Below are 23,491 nucleotides of genomic sequence, written 5' to 3' on the forward strand. Positions count from 1 at the left end.
CCCCACGACGTCCCGCCCCTCCGCGACGGACCGCCCCGGGGAAAGGGCCCACCCAAGGGACAGGGACCGCCCCCAGGACGCGACCCGGCCCGCCGAGCCCCGCCGTCCGTCCGACGGACGACCCACCGCCGACCCCGGACGGCCTTCCGGCTCCGCACGCCCCGCCGAATCAGGACGCCCCTCCGACACGGGCCGGCTTCCTGAGCCCGGACGAAGTTCCGACGCGCGGCGCTCGGAATCAGGAGGGTCCTCCGAGACGGGCCGGCTTCCCGAGCCCGGACGGACTTCCGAGGCGCAGCGCTCTGGATCAGGACGGTCCTCCGCGGCCGGACGGCTTCCTGAGCCCGGACGGACTACCGAGGCGCGGCCCTCCGAAACAGCCCGGCCTTCCGACGCGGGACGGCCATCCGATGCGGCGCGGTCCACTGACGCGGCGCGGTCCACTGACGCGGCGCGGTCCACTGACGCGGCGCGGCCCAGTGACGTAAGGCGGCCCGCTGACGCGCGCCCGGAGGCGGGTGCGAAACGGGCCTCCGAAGCCCGTCGGCCGTCCGATGCCGCCCCGGCGGATTCGTCGTCGGCTAAGGGATCCGGCTCCTCCGCGCGCTCGGCTGACACCTGGTTCACCGGACGGCCCGCGGCCGGCACGCCCGCGCCGTCCTCCGGCGCTCAGACCCCGCCGGTCATCCCGGCCGTGCCCGTGGTCGTCCCGGAGGCCGTCAGCCCTTTCGAGGCGTTCAGGCGCCCCGACCCGGTTCCGGACTCCGCCGAGCGGGACGACGCGCCCCGCTCCGGCGCGCCGGCGCCTGGGAGGACGGACGGCGGGAAGCCGGCCGGCAAGGACGCCCCCGAACCACGCGACGCGAAGACCACGAGCCCGTCCGGTTCCGGTTCCGCCGCCCCGTCGAGGGGTTCCGCGACCCCGTCCAAGGCCGCGTCCGCCCCGCCCACGGTCCGCCCGGCCGCGTCCCCCTCCCCGTCATCCGTACGGCCCGGCGCCGCGGACAAGGCGAAGCCGGAGACGCCGGAGCCGGTCACCCGTGCGGAGTCCCCGAAGCCCTGGTCCGCCAAGGCGGAGCCCTCCAAGGCCGGGGGGTCCAAGGCCGAGCCCGCCGAGGGGAAGCCGGCCGATGCGGGGACGTCCACCACCGATGACGCCAGGACGAAGTCCTCCAAGGTGGGGACCTCCGAGGAGGAGACGCCTGAGTCCGGTGCGCGCGGTTCCGGTGCGCGCGAGTCCGGTCTCCCAGGGTCCGGTACGGCTGAGTCCCCTGCGCGCGAGTCCGGCACCCCCGGGTCCGGTACGGCTGAGTCCGCCGCGCGCGAGCCCGGTACTCCCAAGCCGGCTGCGCGTGAACCCGGTATTTCCCGGTTCGCTGCGCGTGCGTCCGCGGAGGACGGGGACGACGGGGACGGGCCGGTCACGGCGCAGTTCCGTCGTCCGGGCATGGTCAAGGTCATCTCCGGCACCCGTCGTTTCCACAGTTCGAACTGCCCGCTGATCAAAGGTTCCGCCCCGGACTTGCTGGAGACGATGTCCCGGCCCGACGCCGAGGCCGCGGGCCTCACCCACTGCTCGGTCTGCGACGAGAGATGACACGCCGGCGTCCCGCGCGCACCACTACGCGCTGAACGGACCGCTGCGGCGACTTCCGGCCGGTCTGTGACGACAGGTGACACGTCCGCGTCCATGCGCACCACTGCGCGCTGAACGGACCGTTGCGGCGAACCGTGCGGCCCGTCCGTCGTTCGTCCGCGGGTCCTCCTCACGGGTCGTGGGACGCCGCTCGTCGTTCGGCCAAGGGCCTTCCTCCGTCGGCGGCGGGGGCTGAGTCCCCGCGGCGTGGAACCGCGTTCGGGGACAGACAGGGAGAGCTGTCCGTACGGTAAGCCCGTCTGTCCCGATACTGGGGTGCGACCGCCGGTGAGTATGCCGGGCGGTGTCGCCGTGTGTCTTCGGCGCGGGGTGGGGATCGGCGTTTCACGTGGGGGCGCGAGGGGGCCGATATCGCGTTCACCGGTTGGGTGTGCCGTAATGGCGGACGCCGGTGCGGAGATATGGCGCGCGATATTGGATGGCCGGGTGCCGACGGGGTGGAGGTTCTTTATCGGAATCTGCTAGATAGATCTTGTTCGTGTGGGCCGCTTCGGTGAACATTCGCCGTGATGCCGGAGTGGTGAATGCGCTGTCAAGGATCTCGGAACTCGCGGCCGATCGGACATGGCTGTCCGAGGATCGCCGGGGCCGGGTGCCGCAAGGGGGCGCCGGTCGTGGTGTGCGTGGCGCGGGGGTGACGTCGTGCCTGCTTACGGTGGGGATGCCGGGTGGGGGGAGCGGCGTGATGACCTATGAGCAAAAGGTATCGCGGGGCGATTGCCGGGGTCGTTGTTTCGCTGAACTGGCGGAACGCCGGTATTCCATACTCCGCCGGGCGGAAGATTGGCGACAAAAGGCGCTTGACTTCGGCGTTCCGGGCATGTAAAAGTTCAGGCCGTGGGGGAATGCGTTCACATTTGACGGGCGGATTCGCCTGTCCGCCCACTCCGTGCAGGGGGAAGGCGCAATAGAGCCGGGCCACGGCGACTCGCCCCGCGATTTCACGCACTGATTGAGGCCGTGCCTTTCTGCGCCGTTTCCTCCTGTCCGGACCGACGTCAAGGATCGAACATGGGCAAGATCGCTGTTCTGACGAACGATCTGCAGGCCGGCGTGGTCCGCGAGACCCCGGAGCGCACCGCCGCCATGGCGGACGTCGTGGCCGCCCTCGACGCGACGGGGGAGTTCCCTCGCGAGGCCGTCAAGATCCTTCCGTGACCCGGTCCGCACCCCGACGCCATCGGAGGAACCCCACATGACCATCCCGGCGGCGATCGCCGGCGAGATCGTCCTCGACCACGGCAGCGGGGCCGAGCTCAGCCACGAGCTCGTCTCGCTCATCGTCGAGACGCTCGGCGACGTCCACATCGGCGAGATGGAGGACAGCGCGACGCTCCCCATCGAGGGGCACCGCATCGCCATGACCACCGACTCCTTCGTCGTGGACCCCCCGTTCTTCGGCAACGGCGACATCGGCAAGGTCGCCGTCTGCGGGACGGTGAACGACCTGGCCGTGGTGGGGGCCCGGCCCGCCTACCTCACCCTCGGCATGATCATCGAAGCCGGGCTGCCGATGTCCCGCCTGGTGCGGGTGCTCACCTCGATCCGGGACACCGCCCAGGAGGCCGGGGTGCTCATCGTGTGCGGCGACACCAAGGTGGTCCGCCCCGGCGATGCCGACCAGATCTACCTGAACACCGCGGGCGTGGGCGTGTTCGAACGCCCGCCGCTGCGCATGGCGGACGTGCGGCCGGGCGACCGGGTGATCCTCAGCGGCCCCATCGGCGACCACACCGTGCACCTGCTGTCCATCCGCGAGGGCCTCGGCTTCGAGAACCGGGTGCTGAGCGACTGCGCCCCGCTGAACGGCATGCTGGACGGCCTGCTGTCCCGCACCCCACCGGGCGCGGTGCGCTCGGTGCGGGACGTCACCCGCGGCGGCCTCGCGGCGGTGCTGCACGAGTACGCCGGGGCGGCGGGGCACGTCATCCTCGCCGACCGGGCGGCCCTGCCGGTGCGGTACGAGACCCGGATGGCCACCGACATGCTCGGCATCGACCCCATCCACACCGCCAACGAGGGCTGTGTCTGCGTGTTCGCCGACCCCGCCGCCGAACGCGAGGTGCTCGCCGCGCTGCGCGCCCACCCGTACGGGACGCACGCGGTCACGGTGGGGGAGGTGACGGCCCGGGTGGGGGCGGCCGTGCTGCTGCGCGAGCCGGACGGCCGGGAGTCGGTGCTGGAGGAGCTCCAGGGCGCCGAGATCCCGCGGCTGAGCTGAGGCCGGCGATGGACATCCACGAGTGCGCGCCGGCCGAGCGCCTGCGGATCCGCGTCACCGGGGTCGTGCAGGGCGTCGGCTACCGGCCGTTCGTCTGCAAGCTCGCCCTGGCCCACCAATTGGCGGGCTGGGTGCTCAACGACCCCGAGGGGGTGCTGACCGAGGTCGAGGGCCCGCCCGAGGTCGTGGAACGTTTCACGCGGGAACTGCGCACCCTCGCCCCGCCGCAGGCCCGCGTGGACACCGTGCGGGTCGTGGGGTGGCCGGAGCCGCGGTCGGCGGCCGGTGAGGGGTTCGCCGTCCACGAGAGCCTCCGGACGGGCCGCCGGGCCACCATCGTGCCGCCCGACATGTTCGTCTGCGCCGACTGCCTGGCCGAGCTGCGCGACCCCGGGGACCGGCGGTACCGGTACCCGTTCATCACCTGCGCCAATTGCGGCCCGCGCTATTCCATCGTCCAGGGCCTGCCGTACGACCGGGCGCGGACCACGATGAGCGCGTTCCGCATGTGCGGCCCGTGCGCCGCCGAGTACCGCGACCCGCTGGACCGCCGCCACCACGCCCAGCCGAACGCCTGCCCCGCCTGCGGCCCCCGGCTGCTGGCGGCCGGCCCCGGCGGGGACACCGCCGAGGGGGAGTCCGCGCTGGCGCAGGCCGCGGCGACGCTGGCCGCGGGGGGTGTCGTCGCGGTGAAGGGCGTCGGCGGTTTCCACGTGGCCGTGGACGCCAGGAACGCCGCCGCGGTGGCCCGCCTGCGGGCCCGCAAGCGGCGCGGCGCCGAGCCGTTCGCGGTGATGGCCCGCGACCTCGCCACGGTCGCGCTGTTCGCCGAGCCCACCGAGGCCGAGCAGGAACTGCTCACCTCCCCGGCCCGTCCCGTCGTGCTGGTGCGCAGACGGGCGGCGGGCACGCTGCCCGAGGCGGTGGCGCCGCGTAACCCCGGCCTCGGCGTGATGTTGCCGTCCGCGCCGCACCACCACCTGCTGGCCGACACCCCGGGGCTGGACATCCTGGTGATGACCAGCGGCGACATCGCGGGCGGCCCCATCGTGCACCGCGACGAGGACGCGCTCGACCACCTGTTCCGGATCGCCGACCTGATCCTCTACCACGACAGGGACATCCAGATCCCGGTGGACGACTCGGTGGTGCGCCACACCGAGCACCCCGGCCTGGCCGGGCCGCTGCTGACGTTCCTGCGCCGGTCCCGCGGCTACGCGCCGTACTCGGTGGAGGTCGGGGTGGAGCTGGAGCAGCTGGTGGCGTACGGAGCGGAGCTGAAGGCCACGGTGGCGCTGACCCACGGCACCCGCGTGTACCTCAGCCAGCACATCGGCGACCTGAGGAACGACGAGACGTTCGCCGCGCACCGCCGGACCGTCGAGCACCTGACGTCGCTGTACGAGGCGGCCCCCCGGCACGCGGCGGTGGACCTGCACCCGCGGTCCCGCGGCACACGGATCGCCGTCAAGGAGCACGGCGGCGAGGACCACGTGCTGCGGGTGCGGCACCACCACGCCCACATGGCGTCCTGCATGGCGGAGAACCGGCTGGACGGCAGCGTGCTCGGCGTCGTGTTCGACGGCTCCGGGTACGGAGAGGACGGCACGGCGTGGGGCGGGGAGTTCCTGCTCGGCGGCTACCTGGAGGCGCGCCGGGTGGCGCGGTTGCGGCACCTGCCGCTGGTCGGCGGCGACCGTGCCGTCACCGAGCCGGTCCGCACCGGGTTCGCGCTCGCCCTGGACGCCCTCGGCGGGCCGGAGGAGGCGGTCGAGGCGTTCCCGGCGCTGCGCCGCCTCGGCGAGCGGGAGCGGCACGTCTTCGCGACCATGGCGCGGCGCGGCGTCAACGCGCCGCCCGCCTCCAGCATGGGCCGCCTGTTCGACGCGGTCGCGGCGCTGCTGGACGTCTGCGTGCTCGCCGAGTACGAGGCGCAGGGCCCGATCGAGCTGGAGGGCCTGCTCGCGCGCGACCTCACGATGAGCGAGGAGCCGTACCGGTTCGCGACCTACGGCGAGGACGGCCTCACCGTGATGGACCCCCGCCCCGTGACGCGGGCCCTGGCGGCCGACCTGGCCGCGGGGGTGCCGCTGCCGGTGATGAGCCGCCGCTTCCACACCGGCGTGGTGCGCGCCGTCGTGGAACGGTGCGTCGCGGCCCGCGTCGCGGAGGGCCCCGCGGCGGCCGGCCGGGCGGTGCTCTCCGGCAGCGTGTTCGCCAACGAGTTCCTGCTGGTCAACTGCCTGATCGAGCTGCGCGCCAAGGAGTTCTCCGCGTACTGCCACCGCCAGGTCCCGTGCGACGACGGCGGCATCGCCCTCGGCCAGGCCATGATCGCCGACGCCCGCCTCAAGGCGGCCCGCGAGGAGGAGACGGCCGCCCCCGCGCGCGGGAGTGCCACCGCCGGGGTGGGAGCCTCCGCGTCCGGGAGGACCGTCCCGGGCGGCGACGGCATCGGCGGGGCGGCTCGCGCGGCGGGGGCGCGTCCCGTCCCGGCGGGGGAGGGGGAGGCGTGACCGGCCGGCCGCACGTCGTGGCGCCGCGCCGGTGGCGGGACCGGTACACCTGCTGTGCCCGTCACCTCGACCGCGGCGCGTTCCTCGTCACCTGTGTCCCCACTGTGCTCGGCCGCCGCTCGGTGCCCGCCCCGGCGGCGGCCGTCGTGGAGGTCTCGGCCTCCGGGGCCCGGTGGTGCGGCCGCGGTGGGGGGCCGGGGGACGACGCCACGCCGCGGCCGCTGCGGGACGTGGAGCCCGCGGGGCCGGCGGCGGCTGATCGCCCCGGCTCCCCGGCCCGTCCGCGCCGCGGGCCGGGGAGCCCGGCCGGGAACGACTGTTCGAGACATCGATGGAATGATGTCCGGGTACGACGCCCTGACCGGGAGGAGACGATCGTGGCGTTGCCTCCGGACGACGTCGTCGTCGCGGCCCTGCGGGCCGGGGACGAGGCGATGTTCGCGGCGTTGCTCGACACCTGGTCGCGGGGCATGCTGCGGGTGGCACGCTCGTACGTCTCCACCGCCGACTCCGCCGAGGAGGTGGTGCAGGACGCCTGGCTGGCCGTCATCGGCTCCATCGACGGCTTCGAGGGCCGCTCCTCGCTCAAGACGTGGATCTTCCGCATCGTGGTCAACACCGCCAAGAAGCGCGGCGTCCGCGAGAGCCGCACCGTCCCCTGGAGCACCGCTTTCGACCACGACGCCGCCCCGCTCGACGGGCAGGCCCGCGCCGACCCGGGCCCTCCCGGCCCGTGGCCCACGCCCGAGGGGGAGGCCCTCGCCGCCGAGGTCCGCGCCGAGATCGCCGCCGCCGTCGCCGGCCTGCCCACCCGGCAACGCGACGTGATGATCCTGCGCGACATGGAGGGATGCACGTCGGACGAGGTCTGCGAGATCCTGGACCTCACCCCGGCCAACCAGCGTGTGCTCCTCCACCGGGCCCGCACCGCGGTGCGTGGCCGTCTGGCGGATTACTTCGCTACGGTAAAGCGATCGGAGTAGTGAAACGGTTCAGATGACACGGTTCGAGGCGGTCACGAAAGTGAAGCGGTTCAGTTGCGAGGACCTGGCGGAGCTCACCCCGCTCTACCTGGACGACGCCCTGGACCTCCCGTCCCGTGAAGCCGCGGACCACCACCTCGCCGTCTGCGAGACCTGCGCCACCCACCTGACGCAGCTCCGCACCACCATCACCGTGCTGTCCACCCACCCGGCCGCCTCGCTCTCCGAGAGCACCCGGGCCCGCCTGCTCGCCGCCTTCCGCGCCTCCCGCCACTCCTGACCGGCCGGGGACCGCTCACGACGACGAGCAGAACTGCAGGCAGGCCACGCAGGCGGGGATCTCGTCGGCGGGAACGGGGTCGACGAGGAGGGCGGCGCACAGGGCGCAGGCGAAGTAGCACCGCCACTCCGTCGCGCCGATGCCGGGCACGGCCTGGGTCATCACGTTGTCCGGGCCGAGGAACACCGCGTCCCCGACGAAGGCGGCCCGCACGGCCGGCAGGATGCCGGCGGCGTCGTCGCGCAGGCGTGACGTGTAGACCAGCGTGGGGGGCAGGCCCTCGTCCGTCCGGAAGAGCCGTGCCTCTTCCTCCGAGGCCAGCAGCCCGGCCCGCTCGACCCCGAGCGCCCGCGCGATCGGATCGGCGAGCGGGGAGTCGTCGGCGATCACCGAGGAGAGGAACCCGGCGGGCACGCCGGCGCGCAGCACGACGGCCCACAGTTTGGCGTAGGCGTCGTCGCCGGCGGCGGCCTGCGACAGCGCTCGTCTGACGTCGTCCGGGTACCCGGACGAGGCGATGCTCTCCGGTGAGAGAGCGTCCCCGTACTTGCGCAGGACGCGCTCGACGTCCGGTACTCGTGGTTTGTTCATGTCTCCACCACCCTTCGGCCACGAAGGTCTCACCGGCCGCCGGGGGACACATGAGTACTGCCCTACTCATCCCTCCTGGAAGACGCCCATGTCCGCCTCACGGGATGCCGCGGCGCGGTACAATTGGGCATATGACCAAGGCGATCGACCAAGGCGCATGCCCAAAGGTGAGGTGATCATGTCTCCGGTGTCGGCTGAACGTGGCAGGGAGACGCGGCAGCGGCTGATGGACGCGGCCGTGGCGTTGATCGGGGAAGCCGGGTGGGGCGGGGTCACCACGCGCGCGGTGGCCGGGCGGGCCGGGGTGAATCCCGGCCTGCTGCACTACCACTTCGCCTCCGTGGGTGACCTGCTCGAGGCGGCGAGCGCCGACTTCACCCGGCGGGTGCTGGACGATCTGGTGCGGCGGCTCGGGGAGCAGCCCGACGTGAGCCGGGGGGTGGAGTGGCTGCTGGGCGAGCTCGGGCGGTACCCGGGGACCGATCCGGTGTCGCTGGTGGTGGCCGAGACGTTCCTGGCGGCGGGCAGGTCCCCGGGGCTGCGGGAGCGGCTCGCCGCGCAGCTCGGGGAGTTCAGGGCGGGGGTCGCGGCCTGGTTGCGCGGGCACGGTCACGGGGCGGACGCGGACGCCGCCGCCACGCTGCTCGCGGCCGTGGCGGACGGGCTGGTGCTGCACCGCGCACTGGATCCGGAGATCGACCTGGCGGCCCTCGCGGGGCCCTTGCGCGCCATGCTGGGGGTGCCGCGGTGAGGGCACTGGTGTGCGGGGCGGGGATCGCGGGGCTCACGCTGGCCTGGCACCTGGAGCGGGACGGCTGGGACGTCGAGCTGGTGGAGCGGGCGGCGGGGTTCCGCGACGGCGGCTACCTGATCGACTTCTACGGCGCCGGCTTGCGGGTGGCCGAGCGGATGGGGCTGCGTCCCCCGCTGCTCCAGGCGCGGTGCCCCGTGTCCGGGGTGCGGTACGTGGACCGCGACGGGCGCCGCACCGGTGGCCTGGAGATGTCCGGGGCCCTCGCCGAGGTCGTCAGCCTCCCGCGCGGCGTCCTCGCGCGCATCGTGGCGGACGGCGTGCGCGCCCCGGTGCGGTACGGCACCACCGTCGCGGCGGCGGAGCCGCGCGGCGACGGGGTGGCCGTGGCGCTGTCCGACGGCACAGAACGGCACGTGGACCTGCTCGTCGGGGCGGACGGCGCCCGCTCGCGGGTCCGGCGGCTCGTCTTCGGCGAGGAGGAACGCTTCGCGCGCTACCTCGGCCACCACGTCGCCGCGTACTCCGTGCGCGACGAGGACCTGGGCCGGCGCGTCGGCACGCGCTACCAGATGCTGACGGTGCCCGGCCGCATGGCCGGCGCGTACGCCCTGCCCGGCGGCGCGGTGACCCTGGTGTTCCTGCGCCGCGAACCCGACCCCGCCCTCCCGGACGACCCGGGCGCCGCGCTCCAACGGCACTACGGGGACCTCGGCTGGATCCTGCCCGAGGCGCTCCGCCGCCGCCCGCCCTCGGACCACGTCTACTACGACCGGATCACCCAGGTCGAGATGGACCGCTGGCACCGGGGACGTGTGGTGCTCCTCGGCGACGCCTGCCAGGCCGTGTCCCTGTTCGCCGGCCACGGCGCCTCCATGGCCATGGCTGGGGCCTGGGTGCTCGCCGCCGAACTGCGCGCCGCCGCCGGCCCGTCCGGCCTCCCGCCCGCCGCGCTGGACACCGCGCTTGACGCGTACGAGCGGCGCATGCGGCCGGTCATCGCCGACGTGCAGCGGTTCGGCCGCCGCTTCGTCCACTGGATGGCCCCCGGCTCACGATGGCGCATCGCGGCCCGGGACGGGGTGCTGCGCCTGGCCGCCCTCCCGGGGGCCCGCCGCCTGCTGCTCCGCTCCCTCACCCCGGCCGGGCACGACCTCGTGCCGGCGGTCCCGGAGGAATGACGCGAATCCGGCTGTAACGTCCGCACGCCTCGCGGGTCTGTAGTCCCGGACGCTTGGCCGGGGGAGGGGCGGGGGATGACGGGTCGGCTCACGCGGAGCCCGGTGATCCGGGGGGTCGCCGAAGTGGAGGACTTCGCGCGCGGGTGTTTCAGAGCCGGGCCCGGGGAGCGGGCCGGGGTCGAGCTGGAGTTCCTGGTGTTCGACCGGGAGCGGCCCGGACGGATGGTGCCGGTCGCCGAGGTCGCCGCCGTGCTGCCGGGGCTGCCCGGGGGGAGCAGGGTGACGTTCGAGCCGGGCGGCCAGCTCGAACTGTCCGGCCCTCCGGGGCCCCTGCCCGACGCGATCGGGTGGATCGCGGCGGACGTGGACGCCGTGGCCACCGCCCTGCGTGAGGCGGGGCTGGCCCTCGGCGGGTTCGGGCTGGACCCCGTGCGGCCGCCCCGGCGCCAGACCACCGAACCCCGCTACGAGGCGATGTCCGAGTACCTCGGCGTGCCGTACGGCGCCCTGATGATGTGCTCGACCGCCTCCATCCAGGTCAACCTGGACCTCGGGGAACATCCCCAGGCCCGCTGGGAACGCGCCCACCGGCTCGGCCCGGTGCTGACGGCCGCCTTCGCCAACTCCCCGCTGCGTGAAGGCAGGCCCACCGGCTGGATGTCCGGCCGCCAGCACGTCTGGGCGCACCTCGACCCCACCCGCACCGCCCCGGTGAACCCCGCCGAGGACCCCGTCAAGGCCTGGACGCAGTACCTGCTCGACGCCCGCCTCATGCTGCTGCACGACGACGAGGGGCGTTGCCGCCCGGTCCGCGACGGCTCCACCTTCCGCGACCGCCTGACCGGCCCTGGCCTGACCGCCGCGGACCTCGCCTACCACGCCACCACCTGCTTCCCCCCGGTGCGGCCCCGCGGCTGGCTGGAGATCCGCTACCTCGACGCCCAGCACCCCGCCCGCTGGCCGGTGGCCGTGGCCGTCACCCACGCCCTGATCACCGACGACCGGGCGGCCGGCGCCGCCCTGGCCGCCGCCGAGCCGTGCCGGGACCTGTGGCGCCGCGCCGCCCGCCACGGCCTCGCCGACCCCGAGATCCACCGCGCCGCCACGGCCTGCTTCGACGCCGCGCTCGGCGCCCTGCCCCGCCTCGGCGCGCCCCCCGCCCTGACCCGGCAGGTGGCGGAGTTCGCCGACCGCCACGTGACCCCCGGCCTGTCCCCGGCCGCCGCGCTGCTCGGTGCGGCGGGGACGGGCCGGCTGATGGAAGGACACCTGTGAACGACCTCAAGGAACGGATCGCCGCCCAGCTCCAGGCCGTGCGCGACCGCTCGCTCACCTACACCGACGCCGACGACGCCCTGCTGACCCGCCAGCACTCCCCGCTGATGTCCCCCCTGGTGTGGGACCTCGCGCACGTCGGCAACTACGAGGAGCTGTGGGTGCTGCGCGCCGCCGGCGGCATCGAGCCGGTCCGCCCGGAGATCGACGACATCTACGACGCCTTCAAGACCCCGCGCAGGGACCGCCCCTCCCTGCCGATGCTCGGCCCCGCGGAGGCCCGCCGCTACATCGAGGGCGTGCGCGGCCGGGTGCTCGACGTCCTCGACGCCGTGGACGTCGAGGCCCCCGACCCGCTGCACCGGCAGGGCTTCGTGTTCGGGCTGGTCATCCAGCACGAGCACCAGCACGACGAGACCATGCTGGCCACCCTGCAACTGTCCGGGCAGCCGGGCCTGGTCCGCGACGCCGCGCTCCCGCAGGGACGGGGCGGCGGGCCCGCGGAGGTGTTCGTGCCCGCCGGGCCGTTCCTCATGGGCACCGGCACGCTGCCCTGGGCGTACGACAACGAGCGCCCCGCCCACCGGGTGGACCTGCCCGCGTACTGGATCGACCGTTTCCCGGTGACCAACGGGGCCTACACCGCGTTCGTCGACGCCGGCGGCTACGACGACCCCCGCTGGTGGGCCCCCGAGGGGTGGCGCTGGCGTCAGGAGAGCGGCGCCGTGGCCCCCCTGTTCTGGACGAAGGACGGCGACACCTGGTGGCGCACCCGCTTCGGCCGCACGGAGCCCGTGCCGGCGGACGAGCCGGTGCAGCACGTCTGCTGGTACGAGGCCGACGCCTACGCCCGCTGGGCGGGCCGGCGCCTGCCCACCGAGGCCGAGTGGGAGAAAGCCTGCGGCTGGGACCCCGAGGCCGGCCGTGCCCGCACCTACCCGTGGGGCGAGGAGGACCCCGGGCCCGGCCGCGCCAACCTCGGCCACCGCGCCGCCCGTCCCGCCCCGGTCGGCGCCTACCCGTCCGGCGCGAGCGCCTACGGCGCCGAGCAGATGATCGGCGAGGTCTGGGAGTGGACCGCGTCCCATTTCCTGCCTTATCCCGGGTTCCGCAGCTTCCCCTACCCCGAGTACAGCGAGGTCTTCTTCGGCCCCGACCACCGCGTGCTGCGCGGCGGCTCCTGGGCGGCCGACCCCGCCGCCGTCCGCACCACGTTCCGCAACTGGGACTACCCGATCCGCCGTCAGATCTTCTCCGGCTTCCGCTGCGCCCGCTCCGCCACCCCGGAGCAGGCCTGATGCGCGGCCACCCCACCCGCCCGCGGGAATGCGCGTCCGTTCCCGTCCACCCGTCCACGCCGCGTGGCGGCGCGTCCGCTCCCGTCCACCCGCCGCGTGGGGGCGCGTCCGCTCCCGTCCACCCGCCCGTCACGCGGGGGTGTGTGTAGATGTGCCGTCACGCCGCCTGGCTCGGCGCCCCGCGTACGCTCGCGTCGCTGATCGGTGAGCCGGAGCACGGCCTGCTGACCCAGTCCTACGCGCCCCGCATGCAGCGCCACGGCCGGGTCAACGCCGACGGGTTCGGCATGGGCTGGTACGACCAGGCGCGCGCCGCGCCCGTCCGGTACCGCAGGGCCGTCCCCATGTGGGCGGACGCCAACCTGGCGGCCCTCGCCGAGGTGGCCCGCTCCGGCTGCCTGCTGGCCGCCGTCCGGTCCGCCACGGTCGGCATGCCCATCGAGGAGACCGCCACCGCCCCGTTCACCGACGGCCGCCACCTGCTCAGCCTCAACGGCCGCGCCGCGCCTGACGCCGTCCGCGCCCTGGCCGCCGACGCCGAGAGCCCCTGCGACGCCGCCTGGCTGGCCGCCGGCGTCTTCACCCTGCTGCGCGCCGGCACCCCCCTGCCCGCCGCCCTCGCCGAGACCGTCGCGAGGACCGCCGCCAAGGACCCGGCCGCCCGCCTGAACCTCCTCGCCTGCGACGGCGCCACCGTGGCCGCCACCACCTGGGGCGACACCCTCTACCTGCGCGAGGACCCCGGCGGCGTGCTCCTCGCCAGCGAGCCCCTCGACGACCACCCCGCCTGGCGCCCCGTCCCCGACCGCCACCTGGTCCTCGCCACCGGGGACGGCGTGCGCGCCGAGCCCCTGTGACCGGACAGACCGGCCAGACCACACACCCAGCGACACAGTCAACGAACCGGGAGAGCCTCGTGCCCGTCAGCCCGTCAGCCGTGCGCCTGATCGACCACCTCGACCGCGACCACCTGCGCCGCGCCCTGGAGAACGACGTCCGCACCGGCCTCACCGCGACCCCGAAACACCTGCCGCCCAAGTGGTTCTACGACGCCCGCGGCAGCGACCTGTTCACCCGGATCACCCGCCTGCCCGAGTACTACCCGACCCGCCGCGAACTGGCCATCCTCCGTGAGCAGGCCGGCGACATCGCCGCCCGCGCCGCCGCCGACACCCTGGTGGAACTCGGCTCAGGCACCAGCGAGAAGACCGTCCTGCTCCTCGACGCCCTCACCGCCAAGGGCCTCACCACCTACACCCCCGTGGACGTCGACGCCTCCACCCTGACGTCCGCCGCCCACCGCCTCACCGCCCGCTACCCCGCCCTCACCGTCCAGCCCGTACGCGCCGACTTCGAACACCACCTGGCCGCCCTCCCGCGACAGGGCCGCCGCATGATCGCCTTCCTCGGCGGCACCATCGGCAACCTGGTCCCCGCCGACCGCACCCGTTTCCTCACCACCCTCCGCGCCACCATGACCCGCGGCGACACCTTCCTCCTCGGCGCCGACCTGGTCAAGGACACCACCCGCCTGATCGCCGCCTACGACGACGCCGCCGGCGTCACCGCGGAGTTCAACCGCAACGTCCTGCACGTCGTCAACCGCGAACTCGGCGCGGACTTCGTCCCCGAGGACTTCGAGCACGTGGCCCTCTACGACGAACACGACGACTGGATCGAGATGCGCCTGCGCGCCACCCGCGACATGCGCGTCACCGTACGCGCCCTCGGCCTCACCGTCCCCTTCGCCGCGGGGGAGGAGACGCTCACCGAGATCAGCGCCAAGTTCCGCCTCCCCGGCCTGCGCGCGGAGCTGACCGCCGCCGGGTTCACCGTCGACCACGCCTACACCGACCCCGGCGGCGACTTCACGCTCGTCCTCGCCCGCGCCTGACCCCGGGGAAACGAGAAGGCCCCGGCGGCGCGCGCCGGGGCCTCGCAGCGGACGGTCAGCCGGCCCGGGTCAGGTGGAAGGTGAGCTCCAGGTCGGCGTCGCGGTGGGCGGGCAGGGTCGTGGGTGGTTCGCCCTCGGTGACGGTGGTGGCGAGGACCTCCTCGGCCACGTGGGCCGCGTCGGCGCGCAGGGCCTCGGCGAGGTCGCCGCGGGCCGTCCACCACAGGGAGATGCGGTCGGTGATCTCCAGGCCGGTGGACTTGCGGGCCTCCTGCACCAGGCGGATCACGTCGCGGACCAGGCCCGCCCGGTACAGCTCGGGGGTGACCTCCAGGTCCAGGGCGACGGTCTCGCCGGAGCCGGTGCCGACGGCGCCGGTCTCCACGGCCCAGCCGGCTTTCGGGTGCTCGGTGACGATCAGGTCGTCCGGGCCCAGGGTCACCTTCTCGCCGGAGACCACCACCGTCGCGGTGTCGCCCGAGCGGATGGCCGCGGCCAGCGTCGCCGGGTCGGCGGCGGTGATGGCCGCGGCGACCGCCTTGGTGCCGCCGCCGAAACGTTTGCCGAGCGCACGGAAGTTGGGCTTCACCGTGAAGGACACCAGGTCCGCCGAGTACGCCGACAGGTCCTCCAGCGACCGCACGTTGAGCTCGTCGGCGATCAGCTCACGCAGCGAGCCCGGCAGTGACGACCACCCGGCGGCGCCGACCAGGGCCCGCGCCAGCGGCTGGCGGGTCTTCACGCCGCTGCCCGCCCGCGCGGAGCGGCCGAGCTCCACCAGGCGGCGCACCAGCGCCATGCGCTCGGACAACCCCGGGTCCAGCAGGTCCTCGTCCACCTCGGGCCAGGAGGCCAGGTGGACCGAGGCGGGGGCGTCCGGCGCCCGCAGCACGTCCCACACGTAGTCGGTGACGAACGGCACCAGCGGCGCCATCAGCCGCGTCACCGTCTCGAGCGCCCCGTACAGGGTGGCGAACGCCGACACGTCGCCGGACCAGAACCGGCGGCGGGAGCGGCGCACGTACCAGTTGGACAGGTCGTCGAGGAACTCGGTGAGCCGCCGCCCCGCCCGCGCGGTGTCGAACACCTCCATCGCCTCGGTGACCTCGGCCACGGTGCGGTTCAGCTCCGCCAGCGCCCACCGGTCGATCAGCGGCCGGTCCGCCGGGGCGGGCGCCTCGGCCAGCCGGGACGGCGACCACGACTCGGCGTTGGCGTACAGCGTGAAGAAGGACGTGGTGTTCCAGTAGGTCAGCAGGACCTTGCGGACGATCTCCTCCAGCGCCGCGTGCCCCACCCGGCGCGGCGACCACGGCGAGCCGGAGGTCGCCATGTACCACCGCAGGGCGTCGGCGCCGTGGTGCTCCATCAGCGGCACCGGCTGCAGCACGTTGCCGAGGTGCTTGCTCATCTTGCGGCCGTCCTCGGCGAGGATCAGGCCGAGGCAGAGCACGTTCTCGTACGACGACCGGTCGAACACCAGTGTGCCGACGGCCATCATGGAGTAGAACCAGCCGCGGGTCTGGTCGATCGCCTCGCAGATGAACTGCCCGGGGTAGGACTGCTCGAAGACGTCCTTGTTGGTGTGCGGGGCGCCCCACTGCGCGAACGGCATCGCGCCCGAGTCGTACCACACGTCGATCACGTCGGGCACCCGGCGGGCCTCGTGGCCGCACACCGGGCAGTCGAACGTCACGTCGTCCACGTACGGCCGGTGCGGGTCGAGCGCGGTCAGGTCGCGCCCGGCCAGGTCGCCGAGCTCCTTCAGCGACCCGACGCACGTGACGTGCGACTCGTCGGCGGAGCAGACCCACAGCGGCAGCGGCGTGCCCCAGTAGCGGGACCGCGACAGCGCCCAGTCGACGTTGTTGCGGAGCCACTCGCCGTAGCGGCCCTCCTTGATGGTGGGCGGGAACCAGTTGGTGCGCTCGTTCTCGGCGAGCAGGCGGTCCTTGACGCGGGTGGTGCGGATGTACCAGGACGGGAGCGCGTAGTACAGCAGCGGCGTGTGGCAGCGCCAGCAGTGCGGGTAGCTGTGGTCGAAATGGCCGCCGCGCAGCAGCAGTCCACGGGCCCGCAGGTCCGCGGTGAGCCGCTCGTCGGCGTCCTTGAAGAACACCCCGCCGACCATCGGCACCTCGGGCAGGAACCGCCCGTCCGGTCCGATCGGGTTGACCACCGGCAGGCCGTACCGCTTGCAGGTCGCCATGTCGTCGGCGCCGAACGCCGGTGCCTGGTGCACCAGCCCGGTGCCGTCCTCCACGGTGACGTACCCGGCGAGCACCACGAAGTGGGCCGCGGGGATGTCGACCAGCTCGAACGGCCGCGAGTACGGCGTGTGCTCCAGCTCGGCGCCCTGGACCCGCTCGGTGACCGTCCAGCCCTCGCCGAGCGCGGCGCCGAGCAGCGGCTCGGCCACGAGGACCGGCCGCTCGCCGTCCTTGGCCGCGACCACGTAGGTCACGTCGGGGTGCACGGCGACGGCCGTGTTGGACACCAGGGTCCACGGCGTGGTGGTCCACACCAGCAGGTCGGTGCCCTCGAAGCGGCCGGAGGTCACCGGCATGCGCACGTACACCGACGGGCTGGTCACGGTCTCGTAGCCGCCCGGCTGGCCGAGCTCGTGGTCCGACAGGCCGGTGCCGCAGCGCGGGCAGTACGGCGTGATGCGGAAGTCGCGGAACAGCAGGTCCTTCTCCCAGATGACCTTCAGCGACCACCACACCGCCTCGACGTAGGCGGGGTCCATCGTGCGGTAGGCCTGGGTCATGTCGACCCAGTAGCCCATGCGCTCGGTCATCTCCTCGAACGCGTCCACGTGCCGCAGCACCGACTCGCGGCAGCGCTCGTTGAACGCCGCGATGCCGTACGCCTCGATCTCCGGCTTGCCGGACAGGCCGAGCTCCTTCTCCACGGCCACCTCGACGGGCAGGCCGTGGCAGTCCCAGCCGGCCTTGCGGGGCACGTGGAAGCCGCGCATCGACTTGTAGCGCGGGAAGACGTCCTTGAACACACGGGCCTCGACGTGGTGCACGCCGGGCATGCCGTTGGCGGTGGGCGGGCCCTCGTAGAACACCCAGGAGGGGCCGCCGGCGTTCTGCTCCAGGGAGCGCTCGAAGACCTTCCCGTCACGCCACCGGGTCAGCGTCTCCTTCTCGAACGCGGGAAGGTCGACCCGCGAGGGAAGCGGGCGGAAGTAGGGCGAAGTCATCGTCGGGACGGTCCTCCACGCGAGAATTCCTCAATGGCGTGGAGGGACGAGGCCGGGGGCCCCGCGGTACCACCCTCCTTGACCACGATTGCGGGGATTTTCCCGTATCGAGGTCCACTCTTGTCTTCGTGGCCGGGTCTACTGGGCCATGGCGGCCGTTCTTCCGGCGGCTCCGGGGTGATCTTCCCTCCGGCCTCGCCCCGGGCTCGCACCGTCCCCGGGTCGCTCCGGCGAGGGGTGCGGAGGTACTCGTCCCCATCAACGCCTTGCAAACTGAAACGATATCTCACGGCGAGGGGAGGCTCGACACGATTATGCGGCTCATGATCAGGGTGCGGCCGGGCTCGGCGCGTGAATCCGTCGGCGGCGCCTACGGGGAGCACGCCGTCGTGGTCAAGGTGAGCGCCCGCGCCGTGGACGGCAAGGCCACCGAGGCCGCCCTGCGCGCGGTCGCGGCGGCCTTCGGGGTGCGGAGGGCGGACGTGCGGCTCGTCAGCGGGGCGACGAGCCGGGACAAGGTCATCGAGATCCTGGGAGATCACCAGGAATTGACCGAAAGGGCGGTGGCGTTACGGATGACGTAAACGGTCGGCGCGTCGGTTGTTCTTCGGAAATGGCCGACCTATGCTTCCCGCACTGCTCAAAGGCGTGATCGGCGAGGAGGCCTTCATGGCCGGTGTGACGCGGGCGGGAAAGCCCGCCACTCAGATCGACGGCGGTAGCGGCTGGACCGGCGAGGAGCTCTCCGTCGTCCGCCACCGCCTGCAGGGGGAGATCGAAGAGCTCAACGCCGAGGTCGCGCGGGCCGAGTCGCAGATCGCCTCCGGGGACATCAGCGACAGCGCGGGGGACGACCAGACGGACGCCGGCGCCAAGACGTATGAGCGGGAACGCGAGATCGCCCTTACCCTGAATGCGCGAGATCTGGTCGCGCAGAACGAGCGGGCGATAGCCCGCATCGACGCAGGAACTTACGGAGTGTGCGAATCGTGCCACAAGCCGATCGGCAAGGAGCGGCTGCAGGCGTTCCCGAGGGCGACGCTGTGCGTGTCGTGCAAGCAGCGGGAGGAGCGCCGCTGAACGACCCCGAGGCCACCGAGGAGTCCTCGGGCGTCCGCCGCGTCGCTGTGCTTGCCGCGGTGGCCGTGGTGGTCTACGTCCTGGACCTGATCACCAAGACGATCGTGGTGTCGCTGCTGGAGGGCGGCGACCCGGTCACCGTGATCGCCGACGTGCTGCGGCTGCGGGTGATCCGCAACCCCGGCGCCGCGTTCAGCATCGGGACCGGCATGACCGTCGTGTTCACCGTCATCGCCGCCGGGGTGGTGGTCGCCATCCTGCGCACCGCCCGGCGGCTGCGCAGCGTGCCGTGGGCGGTCACCCTGGGCCTGCTGCTCGGCGGCGCCCTCGGCAACCTCACCGACCGCGTCTTCCGCGCCCCCGCGCCCCTGCAAGGGCACGTCGTGGACTGGGTCGAGGTGTTCCCCGCCACGGGCTTCCCCGTGTTCAACGTCGCCGACTCCGCCATCGTGTGCGGCGGCATCCTCGCGGTCTTCCTGGCCTGGCGCGGCTACCAGATCGACGGTACCCGCGTCACCGGCGGCCCCGAGCCGTCCCCCTCACCTGAGCCGTCCCCCGCCGCGGACGACGACGCCGGGCGCGGTGAGCCCCGTGGGTGAGCTGCGCAGCCTCCCCGTGCCCGACGGCCTGGAGGGCGAGCGGCTGGACGCCGCGCTGGCCCGCCTGTTCGGTTTCTCCCGCACCCGCGCCGCCGAGCTGATCTCCTCAGGGGACGTCCACCTCGACGGCGCCACCGCCGCCAAGTCCGACCGCGTGCACGCCGGCGCCTGGCTGGAAGTCGTGATCCCTCCGCCGCCCGCCGCGCCGGTCCCCGTGGCCGAGCCCGTCCCCGGCATGCGGGTCCTGTACGAGGACGACGACATCGTGGTGGTCGACAAACCCATCGGCGTCGCCGCCCACCCCACCGTCGGCTGGACCGGCCCCACCGTGCTCGGCGGCCTGCTCGGCACCGGCCACCGCGTCGCCACCAGCGGCGCCGCCGAACGCCAAGGCATCGTGCACCGCCTGGACGCCAACACGACCGGCGTGATGGTGGTGGCCAAGAGCGAGGTGGCGTACTCCCACCTCAAGCGCGCCTTCAAGGAGCGCACCGTGGAGAAGCACTACCAGGCCCTGGTCCAAGGCCACCCCGACCCCCTGCGCGGCACCGTGGACGCTCCCATCGACCGCCACCCCTCCGGTGACGGCCGCTTCGCCGTGGTGGCAGGCGGCAAACCCTCCATCACCCACTACGACACGATAGAAGCCTTCCGCGCCGCCTCCCTGCTGGACATCAAGCTGGAAACCGGCCGCACCCACCAGATCCGCGTCCACATGTCCGCCACCCGCCACCCCTGCGTAGGCGACCTGATGTACGGCGCCGACCCCCGCCTGGCCACGCACCTGGGCGTGACCCGCCAATGGCTCCACGCCATCTCCCTCTCTTTCACCCACCCCACAACCAACACCCAGGTAACCTTCACCAGCCCCCCTCCCCCCGACCTGTCCCGAGCCCTGGACCAGGCCCGCACAGAGTCCTGACCCCACCCGGCACCCCGCCCCATGAACGGCCGCCCCGAAGCCCTGCCTCCCGGCGGCTGTCCTACGCCGCGTTCGCCGCGAGAGCGGCCGGAGTCCTGACACACCGGCGGCTGCCGTACGCCGCGTTCGGCACGAGAGCGGCACCGGAGTTCTGACACACCGGCGGTTGCCGTACGCCGCGTTCGCCGCGAGAGCGGCACCGGAGTTCTGACACACCGGCGGTTGCCGTAAGCCGCGTTCGGCGCGAGAGCGGCCGGCCCAATTCCGGACACACCGGCGGTTGAGGTGCGCCGCGTTCGGCCGGGGCCGCGGCCCGTGCGACCCGCGGCCGACGGGCGCAGCCCGAGGACGGCGGGCGCGGCCCAGTGAGTGGGGGATCAGTGGGAGACCGCCGGCCCCAGCCACCCCTCCTGGCTGGGCGTCTCAGCTGTGTTAAGGGGGCGAACGGGACGGGCGCCCCTGACGGGTGTTCACCGCGTCCAACAGGGTGGACGGGCCGCCGCGTGGGGGGCTGGGCCGGTGAACGGCCGGGCGGAGTTCCGACGCCCCAGGTGGGGGAACGGTACGACGGCGGGGCCGGCCCATGAGCAGGGAGCCAGGAGAGAGAATCACCCGCCCCAGCCAACCGCCGTGGCTGGGCGCTTCAGTCGTGCTGCGAGGGCAGGACGAGGGACGTCTCGTGCCGGGCGTTCACCGCGTCCAGCGAGGGGCCGGAGCCGCCGTCCATGTCCTGGCCTTCGCCGCCGTCGCCCCGCGGTGAGCCCTCCTCGGCGTGGCCGGGCGGGATCTCGTTGGAGCCGCCGGAGTCCTCCGGCTCGGGAGATTCGCTGGTCGGCTCATCGGACGGCTTGTCTGGTTCGTCGTTCTTGTCCTTGTTCTTGTCGCCTTTGTTGTCGTCCTGCTCACCAGGCCCGTTGCCCCTGTTGTCGTCAGAGCGGTCAGGCGTGGGGGCGACAGGGGGAGCCTGGGAGTAGCTGGGCCGGTCCCCCCGGGTGACCGGCTCGGTGCCCGGCGGCGGAGTGGGAGTGACCGAGACCGTCACGTGCACCGTGGGGGACACCGACGGGGTGGTCTGCCGCCCGTCCATCTGGGCCAACATCCAGGCGGCCCCCCCGGTCACCAGCCCGACCGACAACACCAGCGCACCGAGCCCGGCGACCGCCATGCCGCGCCCGCCGCGCCCCGTCCCGGCGGGGGACTCCGTCGTGGCGCGCGCGTCATCGCGCACCGGCACGGCCCCCACGGCGAACGGCCCGTGCCGCGGCCCCTCCTGCGGCTCCGCAGGCCGAGGCACCGGCGGGGTCGGGGTCATCGCGGTCGCCGCCGCGGCCTCGGGGTCGCGGCGCTGCGCCGGCACCGACGGCGCGGTCGGCTCAGGCGCCAGGCCGTCCGCCACCATCCGCAGGTACGCCTCGGCGTCCGCGGGGGCCAGCCGCTCCGCCGGGTCCTTGCGCAGCAGCCCGTCCAGCAGCGGCGCGAGCGGCCCGGCCAGGCGCATCGGCTCGGGCGGGTCGTGCATCACCGCACCGAGCGTCGCCAGCGGGTTGCCGCGCTGGAACGGCGAACGGCCCTCCACCGCGACGTACAGCGTGACCCCGAGCGACCACAGGTCGGACGCGCGGGTGGCCTGCGCGCCGCCGGCCCGCTCGGGGGCGATGAACGCCGGGGTGCCGATCAGCATGCCGGTCCGGGTGACCGGGGAATCGTCCTCCAGGGTCGCGATGCCGAAGTCGGTGAGCACCGCCCGCCCGCTGTCCTTGGCCAGGAGCACGTTGTCAGGCTTGACGTCCCGGTGCAGCACCCCGGCACGGTGCGCGGCGCGCAACGCGGACAGCAGCTCCAGGCCGATGCGGGCCACCCGGGTCGGAGGGAGCGCCCCGTGGTCGCGGACGTGAGCGCCGAGCGTGTCGGACGGCACGAGCTGCATGACGAGCCAGGGGTGGCCGTTCTCCTCGAACACGTCGTAGACCGTGGCGACGCTCGGGTGACTCACCCGCCCCGCGGCCCGGGCCTCGCGGAACGTCCTCAACGTGAAGATCTCCCGCTCGGACCCGGTCAGCTCCGGCGGGGCGATGACCTCTTTGACCGCGACGTCACGACCGAGGACCTCATCGCGGGCACGCCACACCGTGCCCATCCCACCTCGGCCGATTCGTTCGAGCAGGCGGTAGCGGCCTGCTACGACTTGCTCTGTGACCTGGGAGGATTCCGGCATGAAGACCTGGCTACCCCCAAAAGGGGATCGCATGCCCTCTAGAGAGGTTCAGGCCGAAAACTCTGGGCGAACCTCACGAAACGGGGATATTCCTCTTTCCATGCGTCGTGGCGGGTGTGCCAGTACAACGTGAACTGCCGCCCGTCCGGCGTGACGAACGCCCGGTCCACCACGTGCGCCGTCCCCGACTTCATGCGCCAGGTGAACTCCCAGTCCGCCGCGGGCCACCCCATGAACGACCCCGGCGTCAGCTCGATCAGCCGGTACCCCGGCAGCCACCCCCGCTCGTTCGACTCCCGCGCCACCGTGCGCAACGCGTCCACCGGCCGGGGATCCGTCCACGGCGTCGTGTCCACCAGCAGATAACTCGCCGACCCCGGCAACCGGAAACTCACCCGCGTCTTCTGCCGCCCGAACTCCACCCACCGCGGCGGCAACGCGATCCCGAACCCGAGCCGATCCTTGTGCCACCGCCACCCCTGCGGCACCACCGGCGGCGGCGCGGACGGCTCCCCCCGCCCGTTCCCCGTGGCCCGGGGTGTGGCCCCACCCGTGCCTAGAGGCGTGGCCCCATCCGTGACCTGGGGTGTGTCGCCGGATGAAGCATCGTCCGTGGCCACCGGCGTGGCACCCCCCGTGGCCCCGGTCCCCGGCTCCGGCGAGCCCCCCACCGGCGGCGACTCACCCGAGGGCACCCCCGCCGACCCCTCCGGCGTGACCTCCACCCCTGCACCCGTCGCGGAGAACCTCTGATACCCATACCACCCGGCCACCCCCACCCCCGCCTCGGCCCGCCCGAGCACCTCTCCCCCGGTGT

At 73.7% G+C, this 23,491-nt stretch carries 21 protein-coding genes; 16 read left to right on the forward strand and 5 right to left on the reverse strand.

Features of this window, described 5'->3' with window-relative positions; translation table 11 throughout:
- Positions 1 to 669 precede the first annotated feature (669 nt).
- On the reverse strand, positions 670 to 1,176 hold the full coding sequence (locus ABGB17_RS37670) for a hypothetical protein (RefSeq protein WP_347638961.1): 507 nt from the start codon (positions 1,174 to 1,176) through the stop codon (positions 670 to 672).
- Between the two features lie 271 nt (positions 1,177 to 1,447).
- On the opposite strand from ABGB17_RS37670, the gene ABGB17_RS37675 reads away from it, so the two are divergent.
- From ABGB17_RS37675 to ABGB17_RS37700, 6 genes are all read left to right on the forward strand, one after another.
- A complete protein-coding gene (locus ABGB17_RS37675; RefSeq protein WP_347638963.1) occupies positions 1,448 to 1,597 on the forward strand; it encodes a hypothetical protein in 150 nt (49 codons plus the stop codon).
- 1,071 nt (positions 1,598 to 2,668) lie between these two features.
- The gene (locus tag ABGB17_RS37680; RefSeq protein ID WP_347638965.1) at positions 2,669 to 2,815 is read left to right on the forward strand and encodes a hypothetical protein; all 147 of its coding nucleotides are present in this window, start codon (positions 2,669 to 2,671) and stop codon (positions 2,813 to 2,815) included.
- Positions 2,816 to 2,852: 37 nt separating this feature from the next.
- Complete coding sequence (hypE, locus tag ABGB17_RS37685; RefSeq protein WP_347638967.1) at positions 2,853 to 3,878, forward strand: hydrogenase expression/formation protein HypE; 1,026 nt, start codon at positions 2,853 to 2,855, stop codon at positions 3,876 to 3,878.
- A gap of 8 nt (positions 3,879 to 3,886) precedes the next feature.
- Positions 3,887 to 6,394 carry a carbamoyltransferase HypF gene (gene hypF / locus ABGB17_RS37690; protein WP_347638969.1) on the forward strand — a complete coding sequence of 836 codons (2,508 nt, stop codon included), beginning with the start codon at positions 3,887 to 3,889 and terminating at the stop codon, positions 6,392 to 6,394.
- Complete coding sequence (locus ABGB17_RS37695) at positions 6,391 to 7,377, forward strand: sigma-70 family RNA polymerase sigma factor (RefSeq protein ID WP_347638971.1); 987 nt, start codon at positions 6,391 to 6,393, stop codon at positions 7,375 to 7,377. Before hypF ends, ABGB17_RS37695 begins: the two co-directional genes overlap by 4 nt.
- A 13-nt stretch (positions 7,378 to 7,390) precedes the next feature.
- A complete protein-coding gene (locus ABGB17_RS37700; protein WP_347638973.1) occupies positions 7,391 to 7,657 on the forward strand; it encodes an anti-sigma factor in 267 nt (88 codons plus the stop codon).
- 15 nt (positions 7,658 to 7,672) lie between these two features.
- On the opposite strand, the gene ABGB17_RS37705 is transcribed toward ABGB17_RS37700, so the two are convergent.
- Complete coding sequence (locus ABGB17_RS37705; protein WP_347638975.1) at positions 7,673 to 8,248, reverse strand: hypothetical protein; 576 nt, start codon at positions 8,246 to 8,248, stop codon at positions 7,673 to 7,675.
- A gap of 187 nt (positions 8,249 to 8,435) precedes the next feature.
- Between ABGB17_RS37705 and ABGB17_RS37710 the strand changes: the two genes are divergently transcribed.
- From ABGB17_RS37710 to egtD, 6 genes are all read left to right on the forward strand, one after another.
- Positions 8,436 to 8,999, forward strand: a complete 564-nt coding sequence (locus tag ABGB17_RS37710) for a TetR/AcrR family transcriptional regulator (protein WP_347638977.1) — start codon at positions 8,436 to 8,438, stop codon at positions 8,997 to 8,999.
- A complete protein-coding gene (locus ABGB17_RS37715) occupies positions 8,996 to 10,180 on the forward strand; it encodes an FAD-dependent oxidoreductase (protein WP_347638979.1) in 1,185 nt (394 codons plus the stop codon). The genes ABGB17_RS37710 and ABGB17_RS37715 overlap by 4 nt, the downstream gene beginning before the upstream one ends.
- 75 nt (positions 10,181 to 10,255) lie before the next feature.
- Entirely contained in the window at positions 10,256 to 11,455 is a 1,200-nt protein-coding gene (gene egtA, locus ABGB17_RS37720; protein WP_347638981.1) for an ergothioneine biosynthesis glutamate--cysteine ligase EgtA, read from the forward strand.
- A complete protein-coding gene (gene egtB / locus ABGB17_RS37725) occupies positions 11,452 to 12,753 on the forward strand; it encodes an ergothioneine biosynthesis protein EgtB (RefSeq protein WP_347638983.1) in 1,302 nt (433 codons plus the stop codon). The genes egtA and egtB overlap by 4 nt, the downstream gene beginning before the upstream one ends.
- Positions 12,754 to 12,902: 149 nt before the next feature.
- Complete coding sequence (egtC, locus tag ABGB17_RS37730; protein WP_347638985.1) at positions 12,903 to 13,610, forward strand: ergothioneine biosynthesis protein EgtC; 708 nt, start codon at positions 12,903 to 12,905, stop codon at positions 13,608 to 13,610.
- 59 nt (positions 13,611 to 13,669) lie between these two features.
- Positions 13,670 to 14,647, forward strand: coding sequence for an L-histidine N(alpha)-methyltransferase (gene egtD / locus ABGB17_RS37735; RefSeq protein WP_347638987.1), 978 nt, complete (start codon positions 13,670 to 13,672; stop codon positions 14,645 to 14,647).
- A gap of 55 nt (positions 14,648 to 14,702) precedes the next feature.
- On the opposite strand, the gene ileS is transcribed toward egtD, so the two are convergent.
- Positions 14,703 to 17,858 carry an isoleucine--tRNA ligase gene (gene ileS, locus ABGB17_RS37740; protein ID WP_347638989.1) on the reverse strand — a complete coding sequence of 1,052 codons (3,156 nt, stop codon included), beginning with the start codon at positions 17,856 to 17,858 and terminating at the stop codon, positions 14,703 to 14,705.
- A gap of 323 nt (positions 17,859 to 18,181) precedes the next feature.
- Here ileS and ABGB17_RS37745 point away from each other — a divergent pair, with 323 nt between their 5' ends.
- The 4 genes from ABGB17_RS37745 to ABGB17_RS37760 all read left to right on the forward strand — a co-directional run bounded on the left by ABGB17_RS37745 (position 18,182) and on the right by ABGB17_RS37760 (position 20,459).
- On the forward strand, positions 18,182 to 18,442 hold the full coding sequence (locus ABGB17_RS37745; protein WP_347638991.1) for a DUF167 domain-containing protein: 261 nt from the start codon (positions 18,182 to 18,184) through the stop codon (positions 18,440 to 18,442).
- Between the two features lie 85 nt (positions 18,443 to 18,527).
- Positions 18,528 to 18,938 carry a TraR/DksA C4-type zinc finger protein gene (locus ABGB17_RS37750; protein ID WP_347638999.1) on the forward strand — a complete coding sequence of 137 codons (411 nt, stop codon included), beginning with the start codon at positions 18,528 to 18,530 and terminating at the stop codon, positions 18,936 to 18,938.
- Complete coding sequence (lspA, locus tag ABGB17_RS37755) at positions 18,911 to 19,537, forward strand: signal peptidase II (RefSeq protein WP_347638993.1); 627 nt, start codon at positions 18,911 to 18,913, stop codon at positions 19,535 to 19,537. The genes ABGB17_RS37750 and lspA overlap by 28 nt, the downstream gene beginning before the upstream one ends.
- Positions 19,530 to 20,459, forward strand: a complete 930-nt coding sequence (locus ABGB17_RS37760) for an RluA family pseudouridine synthase (RefSeq protein ID WP_347639001.1) — start codon at positions 19,530 to 19,532, stop codon at positions 20,457 to 20,459. The genes lspA and ABGB17_RS37760 overlap by 8 nt, the downstream gene beginning before the upstream one ends.
- 643 nt (positions 20,460 to 21,102) lie before the next feature.
- Here the strand turns inward: ABGB17_RS37760 and ABGB17_RS37765 are convergent.
- Both ABGB17_RS37765 and ABGB17_RS37770 read right to left on the reverse strand, forming a co-directional pair.
- Positions 21,103 to 22,707 carry a protein kinase gene (locus ABGB17_RS37765; RefSeq protein WP_347638995.1) on the reverse strand — a complete coding sequence of 535 codons (1,605 nt, stop codon included), beginning with the start codon at positions 22,705 to 22,707 and terminating at the stop codon, positions 21,103 to 21,105.
- A 5-nt stretch (positions 22,708 to 22,712) separates the two neighbouring features.
- Positions 22,713 to 23,491, reverse strand: a 779-nt coding sequence (locus tag ABGB17_RS37770) for a hypothetical protein (protein ID WP_347638997.1), incomplete at its 5' end; no start/stop codon positions are given.

It is taken from the genome of Sphaerisporangium sp. B11E5 (genome assembly GCF_039871875.1).
In the GTDB taxonomy this organism is placed as follows: domain Bacteria; phylum Actinomycetota; class Actinomycetes; order Streptosporangiales; family Streptosporangiaceae; genus Sphaerisporangium.